At 35.1% G+C, this 13,930-nt stretch carries 13 protein-coding genes; 5 read left to right on the top strand and 8 right to left on the bottom strand.

Annotated features, from left to right (window positions below; translation table 11 throughout):
* Positions 1-7 precede the first annotated feature (7 nt).
* Entirely contained in the window at positions 8-586 is a 579-nt protein-coding gene (locus tag M1F14_RS09170; protein ID WP_181468689.1) for a DJ-1/PfpI family protein, read from the top strand.
* Positions 587-803: 217 nt separating this feature from the next.
* Here M1F14_RS09170 and arsC read toward each other — a convergent pair whose 3' ends face one another.
* The 5 genes from arsC to M1F14_RS09145 are packed head-to-tail and all read right to left on the bottom strand — an operon-like array spanning position 804 to position 5,096.
* Positions 804-1,229 carry a glutaredoxin-dependent arsenate reductase gene (gene arsC / locus M1F14_RS09165; RefSeq protein WP_181468690.1) on the bottom strand — a complete coding sequence of 142 codons (426 nt, stop codon included), beginning with the start codon at positions 1,227-1,229 and terminating at the stop codon, positions 804-806.
* A gap of 10 nt (positions 1,230-1,239) precedes the next feature.
* The gene (locus M1F14_RS09160; RefSeq protein WP_181468691.1) at positions 1,240-2,529 is read right to left on the bottom strand and encodes an arsenic transporter; all 1,290 of its coding nucleotides are present in this window, start codon (positions 2,527-2,529) and stop codon (positions 1,240-1,242) included.
* Between the two features lie 53 nt (positions 2,530-2,582).
* On the bottom strand, positions 2,583-4,334 hold the full coding sequence (gene arsA, locus M1F14_RS09155) for an arsenical pump-driving ATPase (protein ID WP_048608035.1): 1,752 nt from the start codon (positions 4,332-4,334) through the stop codon (positions 2,583-2,585).
* A gap of 13 nt (positions 4,335-4,347) precedes the next feature.
* Entirely contained in the window at positions 4,348-4,713 is a 366-nt protein-coding gene (gene arsD / locus M1F14_RS09150) for an arsenite efflux transporter metallochaperone ArsD (protein ID WP_048608037.1), read from the bottom strand.
* A 47-nt stretch (positions 4,714-4,760) separates the two neighbouring features.
* A complete protein-coding gene (locus M1F14_RS09145) occupies positions 4,761-5,096 on the bottom strand; it encodes a metalloregulator ArsR/SmtB family transcription factor (RefSeq protein WP_042845301.1) in 336 nt (111 codons plus the stop codon).
* 242 nt (positions 5,097-5,338) lie between these two features.
* Between M1F14_RS09145 and M1F14_RS09140 the strand changes: the two genes are divergently transcribed.
* Positions 5,339-5,827 carry an isochorismatase family protein gene (locus M1F14_RS09140; protein WP_048608039.1) on the top strand — a complete coding sequence of 163 codons (489 nt, stop codon included), beginning with the start codon at positions 5,339-5,341 and terminating at the stop codon, positions 5,825-5,827.
* A gap of 203 nt (positions 5,828-6,030) precedes the next feature.
* Here M1F14_RS09140 and M1F14_RS09135 read toward each other — a convergent pair whose 3' ends face one another.
* The 3 genes from M1F14_RS09135 to M1F14_RS09125 all read right to left on the bottom strand — a co-directional run bounded on the left by M1F14_RS09135 (position 6,031) and on the right by M1F14_RS09125 (position 8,736).
* Entirely contained in the window at positions 6,031-6,609 is a 579-nt protein-coding gene (locus tag M1F14_RS09135) for a cytochrome b/b6 domain-containing protein (RefSeq protein WP_042845306.1), read from the bottom strand.
* A gap of 483 nt (positions 6,610-7,092) precedes the next feature.
* Complete coding sequence (locus M1F14_RS09130) at positions 7,093-7,776, bottom strand: hypothetical protein (protein WP_071548316.1); 684 nt, start codon at positions 7,774-7,776, stop codon at positions 7,093-7,095.
* A 522-nt stretch (positions 7,777-8,298) separates the two neighbouring features.
* Positions 8,299-8,736, bottom strand: coding sequence for a hypothetical protein (locus M1F14_RS09125; RefSeq protein WP_048608041.1), 438 nt, complete (start codon positions 8,734-8,736; stop codon positions 8,299-8,301).
* Between the two features lie 1,537 nt (positions 8,737-10,273).
* On the opposite strand from M1F14_RS09125, the gene M1F14_RS09120 reads away from it, so the two are divergent.
* The 3 genes from M1F14_RS09120 to M1F14_RS09110 are packed head-to-tail and all read left to right on the top strand — an operon-like array spanning position 10,274 to position 13,441.
* On the top strand, positions 10,274-11,122 hold the full coding sequence (locus M1F14_RS09120) for an HlyD family secretion protein (RefSeq protein WP_042845314.1): 849 nt from the start codon (positions 10,274-10,276) through the stop codon (positions 11,120-11,122).
* Positions 11,123-11,125: 3 nt separating this feature from the next.
* A complete protein-coding gene (locus tag M1F14_RS09115) occupies positions 11,126-12,760 on the top strand; it encodes an FUSC family protein (RefSeq protein ID WP_181469347.1) in 1,635 nt (544 codons plus the stop codon).
* Positions 12,761-12,781: 21 nt separating this feature from the next.
* Complete coding sequence (locus M1F14_RS09110) at positions 12,782-13,441, top strand: MarC family NAAT transporter (RefSeq protein WP_048608043.1); 660 nt, start codon at positions 12,782-12,784, stop codon at positions 13,439-13,441.
* The last annotated feature ends 489 nt before the right edge of the window (positions 13,442-13,930 follow it).

Below are 13,930 nucleotides of genomic sequence, written 5' to 3'. Positions count from 1 at the left end.
GAATGACATGAAACAAGTTGCTGTATTACTCGCAGATGGCTTCGAAGAAGGTGAAGCCGTCGTTTTCATTGATATTATGCGTCGATTAGATATTCATGTTGATGTTCTTTCATGTATGGATACCCTGACACTAAATACTTATTTTGAAACTAAAATTAGTGCTGACTACTTGTTAACAGAAAAACTATCTCACAGTTATGACGCAGTAATGATGCCTGGCGGCCCAAAAGGCACCGATCGCCTTAGTAGCTCACCACAAGTTATTGAGTTTCTTCGCCGTCATATTTCTGAAGATAAATATATTTGTGCCCTATGTTCCTCTGGTGCCAAAGTACTCGCAGCTCATCAGTTACTTGAAGGTAGACATTATAGTACTGGTGATAAACTTGCTGAAAAATATAATGATGGGCACTACGTTGATCAAGACGTTGTTGTGGATGGTAAATTTATTAGTGCAAAAGGGCTAGGTGTCAGCTTTGAATTTGCATTTACTGTCGCTCACTATTTACTTGCAGACAATACTGAGAAAGTAGATTGGCAAGCAAAGCATATCTACTTTAAGCACTGGCCATTGCCTTATTTGTAATCCCTTAATTAACGGGATAGTGCGCTGTAACCTCAACTCGCACTAAAGGCGGCCTTCAGCCTTTAGTGCTTTTTAAGACCGAGCAATATAAAAAACCGTTTTCACTGGTAATCGCAGGGGGTTTTATCGCCCATTTCATTGAAATAGAGCTTATTTTTCTCATTATTTCAGACGTATTCACGTAAAAGAAAACATAATAAAACCACTAAATAGTTACCTACTTTAGTCTGTTCCCCAGTTTATCAACGATAACCTCACCATCTTCTTTGATAAACACCTTTTGCTGCGGATTTGGCAATATGTCTAATACCACTTCAGATGGCCTGCATAATTTCACACCTAATGGCGTTACCACAATCGGCCTATTAATCAATATTGGGTACTGCAACATAAAATCAATTAATTGGTCATCGGTATAAATCGTTTTTTCTAAGCTTAGTTGCTCATACGGTTCCACATTTTTGCGTAATAGCTCTCTTACCGTAATGTTCATATCTATAATCAGTCGAACTAATACATTTTTAGTGGGTGGCGTTTCTAAATAATAAATAATCGTCGGTTCAATGCCACTATTGCGGATCATCGCTAGAGTGTTGCGTGAAGTACCACAATCTGGGTTATGGTAAATTGTAATTTCATTCATGGAGTTGCCCTTAATTTAGCAGTGAAAGCCTTAGCACTAAAGCAATCAATGTGACGGTGAGTACAGGAATAGTCATAATGATCCCCGTTTTAAAATAATATCCCCATGTAATGGTCATATTTTTTTGTGATAACACATGCAGCCACAGCAATGTTGCTAAACTCCCTATAGGGGTAATTTTCGGGCCTAAATCAGCACCAATGACATTGGCATACACCATCGCCTGTTGAATAACTCCCGTTGCTTGGCTACCTTCAATGGAAAGAGCGCCGATTAATACTGTTGGCATGTTATTCATGATGGATGATAAAAACGCAGTGATAAACCCTGTTCCTAGTGTTGCTACCCATAACCCTTTATCGGCAAGGTAATCAAGCGTTTCAGAGAGGTAATCAGTTAACCCTGCATTTCTTAAACCATACACGACCAAGTACATACCTAACGAGAAAATAACAATTTGCCACGGCGCACCACGCAACACTTTTTTGGTATTAATCGTATGACCTCTAGCTGCAATTCCCCATAAAATTAAAGCACCAATCGCAGCAATCACACTAACAGGAATACCTAATGGTTCTAAGACAAAAAAACCGATGAGTAATAGCGCTAGCACAAACCAGCCTACTTTAAACGTCGTCATGTCCTTGATAGCTAAAGCTGGTTCACTCAGTTTAGTGACATCATATTGTTTAGGAATATCTTTACGGAAAAACCAATGTAACATCACCAGTGTCGCAATAATCGCAGCAATATCCACCGGCACCATAATTGACGCATACTCAGTAAAACCAATATTAAAAAAGTCAGCTGAAACAATATTAACGAGGTTAGAAACAATAAGTGGCAGGCTCGCTGTATCTGCAATAAAACCAGCAGCCATAACAAATGCTAATGTCGTGCCTTTGTTAAAGCCAAGTGCAAGTAACATTGCAATCACAATCGGCGTTAATATCAATGCCGCACCATCATTGGCAAATAAAGCCGCAACAGTCGCACCGAGTAACACAATATAGCTAAATAATAGTTTTCCTTGGCCACCACCCCACTTGGCAACATGTAATGCCGCCCATTCAAAAAAGCCACTTTCATCTAACAGCAAACTGATAATAATCACGGCAACAAATGTCGCGGTGGCATTCCACACAATATTCCAAACAACGGGAATATCTTGAAAACTAATCACCCCAAAAATAAGGGCTAATACCGCCCCTGCCGTTGCACTCCAGCCAATACCTAGCCCTTTGGGTTGCCAAATAACGAACGTAATGGTCAAAATAAAAATTAATGCGGCAATAAACATAACAACCTCGTTTAAAAGGTGCTTTTCTATGCACCTTTTTCCAAAAGTAGAACTTATCCTGCGAGCTGACTTAATGCGGATATCCCCACAGGCTCTGTCTCAAGTAAAGGGACAATAGCAACACGCTTTGCCAATGTTGATACCACCTTTTCAATCTGAGAAACCTCCTGCTCTGCCCTTGAAAGTAACAATGGTGAGGTTGTTTCTGTGATAGATAGGCTATTATTAATCACCCATGCCCACGGGTGTATATCTGCACGTATTAAATCATTTTGTAAGTTTTCCGCCTCAAGCACAGGTGTTGTTTCAGCAAGTGTCGTAATAATCACTTTTGTCCTTTCAGGATCTTGCAATTGCATCATAGGGGTTAAGAAGTGGCCCTTCCCTCCCATTTTCTTAGCAATTTCTTTATGGTATGCCCCAGTTGCATCAAGGAGTAATAATGTATGCCCTGTTGGAGCTGTATCCATCACAACAAAACGTTTTCCAGCATCCCTAATAATGCGAGAAAAGGCCTGAAATACCGCAATTTCTTCAGTACATGGGGAGCGCAAATCTTCCTCTAGTAATGCCCGCCCCTCTGCATCTAAATCTTTCCCTTTTGTTTCTAAAACATAACTACGATAACGTTCAGTTTCGGCGATAGGGTCAATTCGACTAACTTGAAGGTTGGGTAAAACACCATCGAGTGTTGACTCAATATGAGCAGCAGGGTCGGATGTGGTCAGATGAACATCTAACCCTTTTTCTGCCAGTTTCACCGCTATTGATGCTGCAATCGTTGTTTTCCCTACACCGCCTTTTCCCATTAACATAATCAACCCATGCTGTTGTTGAGATATTTCGCCAACCAGTTCTGACAAAGTAGGTAAAGAAATAGGTTGTTTTGTCGGGGTAGTAGTTGGAACTTGTGGCATGTCATTAGATAACAACTGCTTCAGTGCATCGACTCCAACCATATTGATATTTTGTAAATAAAGAATATCGACAGGTAACGAGCGTAGTGCTTCAGGCATAGACGCTAATGCGGCTTGTTCACGAGAGTAGAGCGCATGGGATAACTTATCATTGTCAGTTATCGCCGTTTCGGGGAAAACACCATTAACGATCAATTGCTGATTTTTAATCCCCAGAGAAGATAACTCATTGTAGGTTCTCGCAACTTCTCTTAACGCAGCTGACTGAGGACGTGCAACTAATAGTAACCTTGTTAGCGAGTTATCACTCAGCGCTTCCACAGCCATGCTGTACTGCTCGCGCTGTTTTTCAAGGCCAGACATTGGCCCTAAACATGTCGCTCCGTCAGGGTTATCGCTGATAAAATCACTCCATGCACTCGGGAGTTGTAGTAAACGAATGGTATGCCCCGTTGGTGCAGTATCGAAAATGATATGGTCAAACTGACGGGTAATCTGTGTATTAGTCAACAACCCAGTAAATTCATCGAAAGCAGCAATCTCTGTTGTACAGGCACCTGATAGCTGCTCCGTAATACTTTGAATTACCGCTTCAGGTAAACTTTCTTTGATGGGATTAATAATTTTATTTCGATATTCTTCGGCAGCGGCTTGCGGGTCTATTTCAATCGCAAATAGGTTTGGCACTAATGTTATTGGCTTAATGTGGTTTCCAATTGATTGAGAAAATACTTGCCCCACATTAGAAGCCGGGTCAGTACTTACCAATAAAACTTTTTTTCCTTCCTCTGCCAATTTGATTGCTGTTGCGCATGAAATCGAGGTTTTACCGACCCCACCTTTTCCTGTAAAAAATAAATAGTTAGGTGCGTTATCTAAAAATTTCATTGTATATCCCTCGTTAACAACATGTTTTATCGTTACCACAGCACGGCTTAATGACCTCAACCTTCTCAATATTCATACGAATTCCAAACCATCTAGCAAGCTCATGGCGTTTAGGATATCGACCAGTCAACACAATCTCACCATCAAGAATAAATAGAGGAAGTGATTCCGCCCCCGCGGTTTCCAAAAATGTTTTCACTTTTGTATTGTCAACAAACGCTATAGGTTCTTGTGCTAAGTTAAAACGCTTTACATTCGCCCCTTGTTTTTTTAACCAATCTACATCTGTTGCGAAGTCTACTAATACTTGGTCGACTTCTGTTCCACAAACACCAGTGTTACAGCATAGCGCTGGGTCAAATACTTCTAATCTTTTCATATCTCAACCTTATATATGTTTTTTCGAATATGTTAATTTAAAAAATTTTATGCCGAACAATGACCCACTGACACTTTTGTCTCTAGGCTCTTGAGCAAATCTGCGATTCTATTTTTCTCGGTTGCATAGGTGACATCAATGATATTTTTTACCCATGGAAGTAATGTTGGAGATAAGCGATAGTGAACCCATTTACCCTGTTTAGAATCAAGCAAAAGACCGTATTCTCTAAGCATCGCTAAGTGACGAGATGTCTTGGGCTGTGATAAATTTAATGCGGTATAGATATCACAAACACACAATTCACCTGATGCTTTTAAAAGCAACACGATATTTAGCCTTGTTTGATCGCCTAAAATTTTAAACAGTTGTAATGGTTCCATACATGCTCCTTTACTCTCTACTATGTATAATATATACACGCCAAACACATACGTCAAAGCATATGTGTTTTTTAACTATAGGTTATCCTAATCCCCCCCTTCAGGCGATGAGCCACCACGCTATGGCAATATTTCATACAGAATATGATTAGCATCATTGAGAGTTAATACTAAAAGTTGTTGTAATTCTTTTTACTTTATTTCACACTCAACTCTAATCTAACCTAAATTAACGAGATATTATGAAAAAGGCATTAATCGTTATAGATGCACAAAATGACTATCTTACTGATGGGCGGTTTCCTTTATGGGATATTGAAACGACCTTAATGCGTATATCTGATAAAATTTTAGAATTCAAAAAAAATGACTGTGCCATTATTTTTATACAACATCTATCACCTCTAGGCTCGGCCTTTTTTGACGAAACAACAAAAGGTTGTGAACTTATATCTCAACTGACTAACCTGTCCCAAGATCATTTCGTTGTAACTAAAAGACATGGCAACTCATTTGATGAAACGCACCTTGATGATTTGCTTATAACGCATAATATAGAACATATTGAATTATGCGGAATGATGACTCAAAACTGCGTACTATTTACCACGATTGCTGAACAAGCAAAGAAATATAAAATAACAGTATTAGGGAATTGCTGTACAAGTGTTTCACCCGTGATTCATGCTGTTGCACTAAAAGGCTTATCGAGAATAACAAATGTGATTTAAAGCGGTAATTGGGTTATTTTTTCTATAGATATTATTGCTAGCAAAAGTGTCAAAAGTAATAACCTATACCTATGATTTATTTAACTTTATTAAATATCATAGGGAATAAAAATAACCTTCACCAACTTCATTTAAAATGAAATTGTTTGTTTTTATTAGTATTTAGAGATTCATAAAAAATCATTAAATACATAGGAGCAAAACTAACCACCCATTTTATTATTTTTTTTCCAAATTATAAAATGGATAACCCCTAAACCACCATGACCATAAATATAAATCTCAATTAAAATAGTGAGTGACTTATGAATACTCCTAGCCTCTAAAGCAAATGGAGACTGCTGTAGCCATAAAATAAACCATGTTATACCTGACAAAATAACAATTGATAAAGCCCCCAACCCCAACCCTTGAACTGTTGCAGCAAGTCCTTTAGGAGAGCTATCTGGTAGCTTTTTAGCTAAAAGAGAATTTATATCTTCTTTGATTTGTTTAAAATCCCCCCAGAGATAGGGATAAAAATATCTAAAACCGCGTTGATTAAAACAAGATACGACTAAAAAGAACGTTAAAAAAAAGAGCACAAAACCAGAAATAATATGAATCCAAGTGAATAAATAAGCCATATCAAAAAAAGGAGGAACGACTGACTTTGTTCCTGTCATCCAATTACTAACAATGATTTGCGATATCACTAAAACTAAAATTAATAAATGTAAAATTCTTATTTTTTTAGTCTGATACAGGCCAAAAAAATCCCAAATCGATTTAAATATGCTCACAGTATCTCACTTTTATTTTTATAATATTTCATTTACACAAAATTTATTAGTTTATAACTCGACTACCTCGTACTACCAAACCTTGACTGCAGAATATTATATATGAAAAATAACATACATATACTGTTCAATTATGACTCTCTTTTTGTGATAATTATATTTATCATTATAAGGGTGATTCAATTAGACAAGGGTTTACAGACTTTTTACTAAAATTTCAGAAGATAATAAATTACAGAGAAAGGTGTCATTCGCTCAACAAAAAAACACCTTATCTTATTGAAATTTCATTGAAATATATTTTCACCATAACTATTTTTTATAGTAAAACTATAAACAGTTTACGATTTAAATTATTACAAGATTTTTATGCGCGGGAACTATTAGCTTTGATATTTCAAAGTTACGATAGTAGCGTTAAACAAAGAATGACTTTATATGTTTAACGCTATATTTTGGAAAAACCATCCATTTCCGATAGTTTTAATTACCCGAGAAATTACTTATAACTTCATACGTCAATGAATCATTAGAACTATTTATAATTTTTAGTTTTACATTCCCATAAGAAATAACATTGCTTTTTTTAAGGTTATATTGAAGGTTGTTTCCAAACCCTTGATTTTCAATGTTTGAGCCTATTTTTCTGTAGCTAATATCTACTATTTGATTATTTATCCCATTAAAAATCAAAGCCTGCTCAAATGAATTACCATCAGGGTTATTTAACTCAAGATATTCAATTTGGGCTTTATCACTACAAACAGCAACATTTAAGTCAGTTACAATACAAATTTCATTAGCATTGGCTCCTTTCTTTATTAAAATTGAACTCCATGGCTGACCAAGAGCCTCAACGACAACAGAACCGGAGTCAATGGTTTGAGCTGGCATATAGAAATCACCTTTGTCACTTGAACCAACTTTTTTGAACACACCAGGAATAATTTTATAAGCCAAGTCTATTTGTATTGGGTTCAATACCTTAATCGCTTTCAGCTCGCTTATATCACCTTCCCTAACTAAACTTTGACCTATGATGGCACGATTAACACTACCTACTTTCGGCTCACTTATTTTATGTGAATCTGGCGTGTAATTATATTCGGTCACTGCACACCCAGATAATGAAAGAATACAACTAACAGAAACTAACAAATTTTTCATTTAATAAGACCCGTGGAAAAAAACATATGTGGACATCAAAGGTTACATTTATAAACAAATTCTAACAAGCAATTCTCTGCGCTCCTGTTAGCGGATAACCACTAAATCACTCATAGTAACCTGTAACTTTCTTCCTTTCTGGCAGGTCACCCGCTACAACGCGTTAATTTAGAGGTGGCTTGACTTTTTCAGCATCCTGAATAGCTCTGATTCTTTCCATTTGAGTCATTATTACCATTACAGGTTTTAAAAATTACTGGTAAGAAGTTATCCCACCTTATACCTATAATGAGTCTGTCGTCGTTTCAGTGATCAATTTAGTACTATCATAAGGCATAGATAACGGGCGCATTATCGCTGTACGAATTCATGGGCTTAGCTATCAAGCTAAAGGCGGTAAAGTATGGGATAAGGATATTGTAGGTAAGCTTATTTAATTATAAAACAGGTAGAGGGGCGGTTTTAGCTAACTAACTCGCCCTTCTAACAAAAAAGGATTAGGAGAAACTATATTAGCTATGTTTAATAAAGGCAGTTAGAAGATGACCAGTCTTTAATTAATCCATTTTTATCGGTAATAAAGTTATCTACGCATAAGCGAGGGTTATTAAGGTACGGGTCATTAGAACTGTTTTGGGTTTTCTTAAAGGTATACTGAGATCCCCCATCCTGTCTCTTATGAACCCCAAAAGGGCTGCCCCTTTGCATTATTAGGTCATCTATAGATTTACCAATCCAACTTTGGCGGCGATTTTTGAATTCATACTCCTCTTTTTCTCTTTCTAATTGTGCTTTTGATTTCATTGCAGTGGTGTTATTTCCATTGTTTTTGTGCTTTGCACCAGGGACACCCGTTAATGCATAAGTTATATCTGATATGGTATCTCTATGTTTCTGAGTACAACCACTTAATATGATCAGTGAAACTAAAATTATACTTAAATTGAATTTTTTATTCATCGAAGATAGCTCAAAATTAATAATTAGTAATTAGTAATTATTTCATGTAGATATGAAATTTAAGTGTATCTTATACTAACTATAGTAATTATTAGACATATGAGAATCATCCGATATTGAAATAAACACAACCTAACCCCCAAATATTGCGCCGTTCAAAACGGTACGAAAGATATCGCATGGCTATTTTTTCGCTCTACCAATTACAATCTCTTACTAAAACTTTTGTATCATAATAATCTATTGACCTAATCATTTTTATACATCTGATATTGTGAACAATAATTAATTTCAATCTGAAGTTTTCTGTGGTAGTAAACTGAGAACAACAATTAATAGTAGGCAATTATTGGATAAATACAGCCATTAATAGGCTTCAATACTCTATTCCCCTTCAAGGCCAACTACGAATTCACTCTTTTTCTCGCGATTTAAGCACGGTTTTTCTTGGTGATATTCACGATCACATACTGTGATTACTCAATCCTGAACGCTGTGTCAGTCGGTCTATTCTTATCCACGTTTTGTGGTTACGAGAACCATTCAGGATAGTCGGTTATCTCCATGAGATATCCATAAAAAAGCCCCCTATATGTTGAATGATATGTCCAACTTTTTGGGTGCAATTCATAAGCGGGTTAGTTTTTGATGGCTACTGAGCTCTTCCTAAATGAAACCCATCAACCCTATCAATACGTATTCTCCATAAGAATAGTGGCATATCTGCGGATGGGTGGCTTAGTATTTTAACGTCTTTCATGTGTAGTATTGTTACTATTTTTAATGGATTTGCGTCAAAGTCAGCAATTAAATGGTTGTAATAAAACTGAATAATTTCACCACATTAAGAGGTAGCTTATCCATAGGATATATTATCATTACCAATTTAAATTGTATTTCTGATTAATTGCACCAATGTAAATATCTATTTAGTAAATTATATCGTGTTCTATTTAGTTGTCTTGTTATTAAAATAGTACAGACTTAATTAATAAAAATGCATGAGATTACTAGTTACAATGCACATAATTAAGATAAATTCATTTATCTGCACAATAACCAATCATGATTAATTTTGGCATTTAACTCTGACAAGTTAACTTTTGATGCTTTCAAGTTTTACATCGGTATTTATTGGTAATATAATCGGCTAAATTCATTATTCCTATCATGTAGTAAAGTGGAAATAAGAAAATCGTAATATTTTACAGTTTATATAATTAAAGCAATTGTTTGGGTTTGTTATATTTTAAAAACTATACTGCGATGTAAATTTACTACCTACAATAGTTAATGTCGCCAAATATCTCTTTATAATGGGATAGTCGTATGAAAGATTTAATTCTAGGGGGTACGGTTTTTATACCCGGTATTGCTTTGGTATTTTTTTTAGGTTTCTTTTTTTGGTTATTGATTAGGGTGGTTTACGCAAATTTAGTGTGCAAATATGAATATGCGGGGAGTTTATTCGATATTTCCATACTATTTTTCTGCGTTTTGGCCGTTCATTCATTATTAATTTATAGTTGGTAATATAATGAATATAAAGAAATACTTATTAATTATTATATCTGTTTTTATCATCATTTCGTCTATATATTTATTATGGAACCATTATGCATTAAGTCCATGGACTCGTGATGGTAGAGTGCGCGCTGAAATCAACCAAGTGACAGCTGAGGTTTCAGGGAAAATTGAACAATTGATGGTCATTGACAACCAAGAGGTCAAACAAGGTGAATTGTTACTCATCGTTGACCCTACTGATTATGAAATTAAACTACGTCAATCTGAATTAGAACTTAATGATTTAGTAGTTCAATACAATTTTGCAAAGAACCAATTAGCAAGGCGGACTAAATTAAGTCAAGTTGCAATATCTAAGGAAGAGCTAGATGATGCTAGAGCCCGCCAGGAAAGCTTAGCTAAGAAAATTGAATTAGCAAAAGTGAAGATTGAAAAAGCTAAACTTGACCTATCAAGAACACAAATTCATTCACCAGTAAATGGTTTTATTACTAATTTGAATTTACGTTCAGGGAATTATATTAATGCAGGTTCCCCTTTATTTGCGATCGTTGATAAAGACTCTTTCTATGTGATTGCTTATTTAGAAGAAACTAAAATGACCAATGTTGTGGTTGGTGATAGTGCAAGTATAAAGTTATACAGTAACAATCATGAATTAAAAGGCAAAGTACAAAGCATTGGTAGAGCAATTGATGATAACAATTCCACGACAGGGAGTCTGTTACTTGAAAATATACAGCCTAACTACCCGTGGGTTCGATTAGCGCAAAGAGTACCAATTAAAATATCATTAAATGGCACTCAAGGAGTTACACTTATACCGGGTACGACTTGCACTGTATTTATTGAAGACTAAGTGATGAAACTAAACTGGATATTCGCAGTTAAATATATGCTAGCGATTTTATTGGCTTGGTATATATCTTCATATTTTGGTTTTGATAAGCCCTATTGGTCAATGATGACGGTCGCAATCATTGGCTATCCAGACCCATCATTAAGCTTGGCTAAAATGGTGGCACGGCTTGCGGGAAGTTTTATTGGCGTTATAGCAGTAACATTAATCGCTAATATTAGTATCAGTGACCACTGGCTGTTTACCGCCCTGATTATTATTTGGCTGTCAGTATGTTTATTTATGGCGCTGACCTCACGTTATATGATGCCTTATATGTTTTCACTTTCGGGGTATACTTCTGCAATTATTGCTTTTGGTACTTCAGTTTATCCATTGCCTATGACTATATTTAATTTGTCTCAAGAAAGGCTAATGGAGGTCATGATAGGTATCATTATTTATACATTTATTAGTTATGCTTTGCCAAATAGAACGAATAATCTACAAACAGTTCTACTGAAAAGAAAAATAAGTACGGATAGAAAAGATGTGTTATCAAGTGTGTTCAAAGGAAACTATGATAATACGATGAAAAATCTATCTATTATCATTGCTGATAGTATTGCCCATGATGAAGTGAGTAAATATGAAAGTCATTTTTTATCTTTTAAAAAGGCACACAGTAAGGTATTAAAATTACCTATGCTGGTCACTATATCTATTATTGGTTTAGTCGATCGAGCATTTTTACAGTATGAAAAATATAATCAAATATTAAGCTTGAAGAACAAGGTTGATAATCCCTCCACCTCTCAGTTTTATGTTTTTTTTGATTGGAAAGATGCTTTTTTAAATACATTAAGGTTAGTTGTAAGCCTAGTGATTAGTGTCATTTTTTGGCTTAATACTGGTTGGGAATATGGCTACATATTGCCTGTGCTAGTGAGTATTTCTTTTACTTTTGGGGTTACTATTCCCAATGCGAATAAGCTTGCTTTTATTGTATTTATTGTTGCTCTCTTGGTTATCGCACTTAGCTATGTATTGAAGTTTTTCTTTTTAATACAAGCATCAAGCTTTATGCAAGCAGCTTTGATTATGACCCCTGTTTTCATCCTTTTAGGTGTCCTGAAAACAGTCGGTAAATTAGCATTTTTGATTTCACATATTATGTGTATTTCATTAATATTTTTAATTAATTTTACTAATCCAATGAGCTTTGATTTTGTCTTTTTTGCTAATACAGCCATAGCACTTATTTTTTCTATCATTATAGTGATCTTGATGTTGTATATCATCCCATTGAGTAATACACAGCAAATAGAATCTCGTAAAGTTAATTTCATTTTACAGAAGATAAATACAATACCGTTAAATGAATTGGCTCTCATAAAAATCCGTAATACCTTACTAATGAATGTGAATTCATTATATGAACATAAAAATATTAACCAATTTTACGTGTTAATTGCATTGATTAGCCTATATGAATTATCCGAATCTGAGCAGGTAAGAAAGCTGATAGTAAGTATCATTAATGCAGTATCAATAAAAGATAATAAAGATAATATATTGAAATTTCTTAATGGTACTGAAAAATTTTATTCTGATATTAATGTAAAGTATGCCAAAGACGTTATTGGCTTGTTGTTATAACCATAAATATATGAGGTGGTCATGTTTGAATTATTAACTGCAATAGGTATTGGGTTAGTGGTATTGTTGCCATTATCAAATCCACTAACTACAGTTGCATTGTTTCTTGGTTTATCAGGTGGAATGACAATTGAGGCTCGTAAAAAAACTATAAAAATGACGCCTGTATATGTCTTTTTTATTATGTTGGCCTCATGGTATTCAGGGCAAGCGATCATGAATACCTTTGGTGTTACTATTCCTGGTTTGAGGATTGCAGGTGGTTTTATTGTTGCCTACATTGGTTTTCGTATGTTGTTTCCTATCGCTGAAAATAGCCGTAATGTTGAAGAGGGAAAAGCGGTAGATAATACATCTAGTATTGCATTTGTTCCTTTAGCTATGCCAAGTACTGCAGGGCCAGGTACTATAGCGATGATTATTAGTATGGCTTCATCAGTAATCACCAATGAAAGCGCTTACCCACATTGGGTTGTTATTGTCGCGCCACCGCTGGTATTTTTAATTTTTTCTGTGATCCTGTGGGCCAGTCTAAAAAGCTCAAATCTTATTATGAAGTTTTTTGGTAAAAGCGGTATTGATGCAATATCTAGGCTGATGGGATTTTTACTGGTTTGTATGGGCGTGCAGTTTATCATTACGGGTATAGGAGAACTCACACGTTCTGGTTTTTTTAGCTAGTTTTGATCAATGTTATCGTGTATTGCTCTGATTTAATATATAAATAACACCTTATTCAGCTCTTACTCCTCAACTGAATAAGGTGTTATAGCGTTTTATTTTTCATCGCCAGTCAACAAAGGTGATAAATTAATATCGAATAGTATTAATTATCTTTACCATCTCTAAATCCTTTTAGAATATACAAAAAATACATTAGTGAATATGTTATTACTTAATTTTTAAATATAGTTACTAACTATTTGAAATTACAACGCCTTTTCATATTTACATGAGAAGTGGATATAATTTAAATATAATGTTAAAAAACTATCTAACTACCTTTGTTAACGAGCCCGAAAATCATCATTCTTATTCCCCTACCAATAATCAACTATTCCCCATAAAAACTAATTACTTTTAGGTTTGTATTTAGCCCTGTAAACCCGTTTTTCATCATTAACACACTCCAAGGTAAACACTTCATCTATTGATCCGACTCTTACTTTA

Source organism: Providencia sp. PROV003 (genome assembly GCF_045040775.1).
GTDB lineage: Bacteria > Pseudomonadota > Gammaproteobacteria > Enterobacterales > Enterobacteriaceae > Providencia > Providencia huashanensis.
This window is presented reverse-complemented; position numbering and strand designations above follow the sequence as displayed.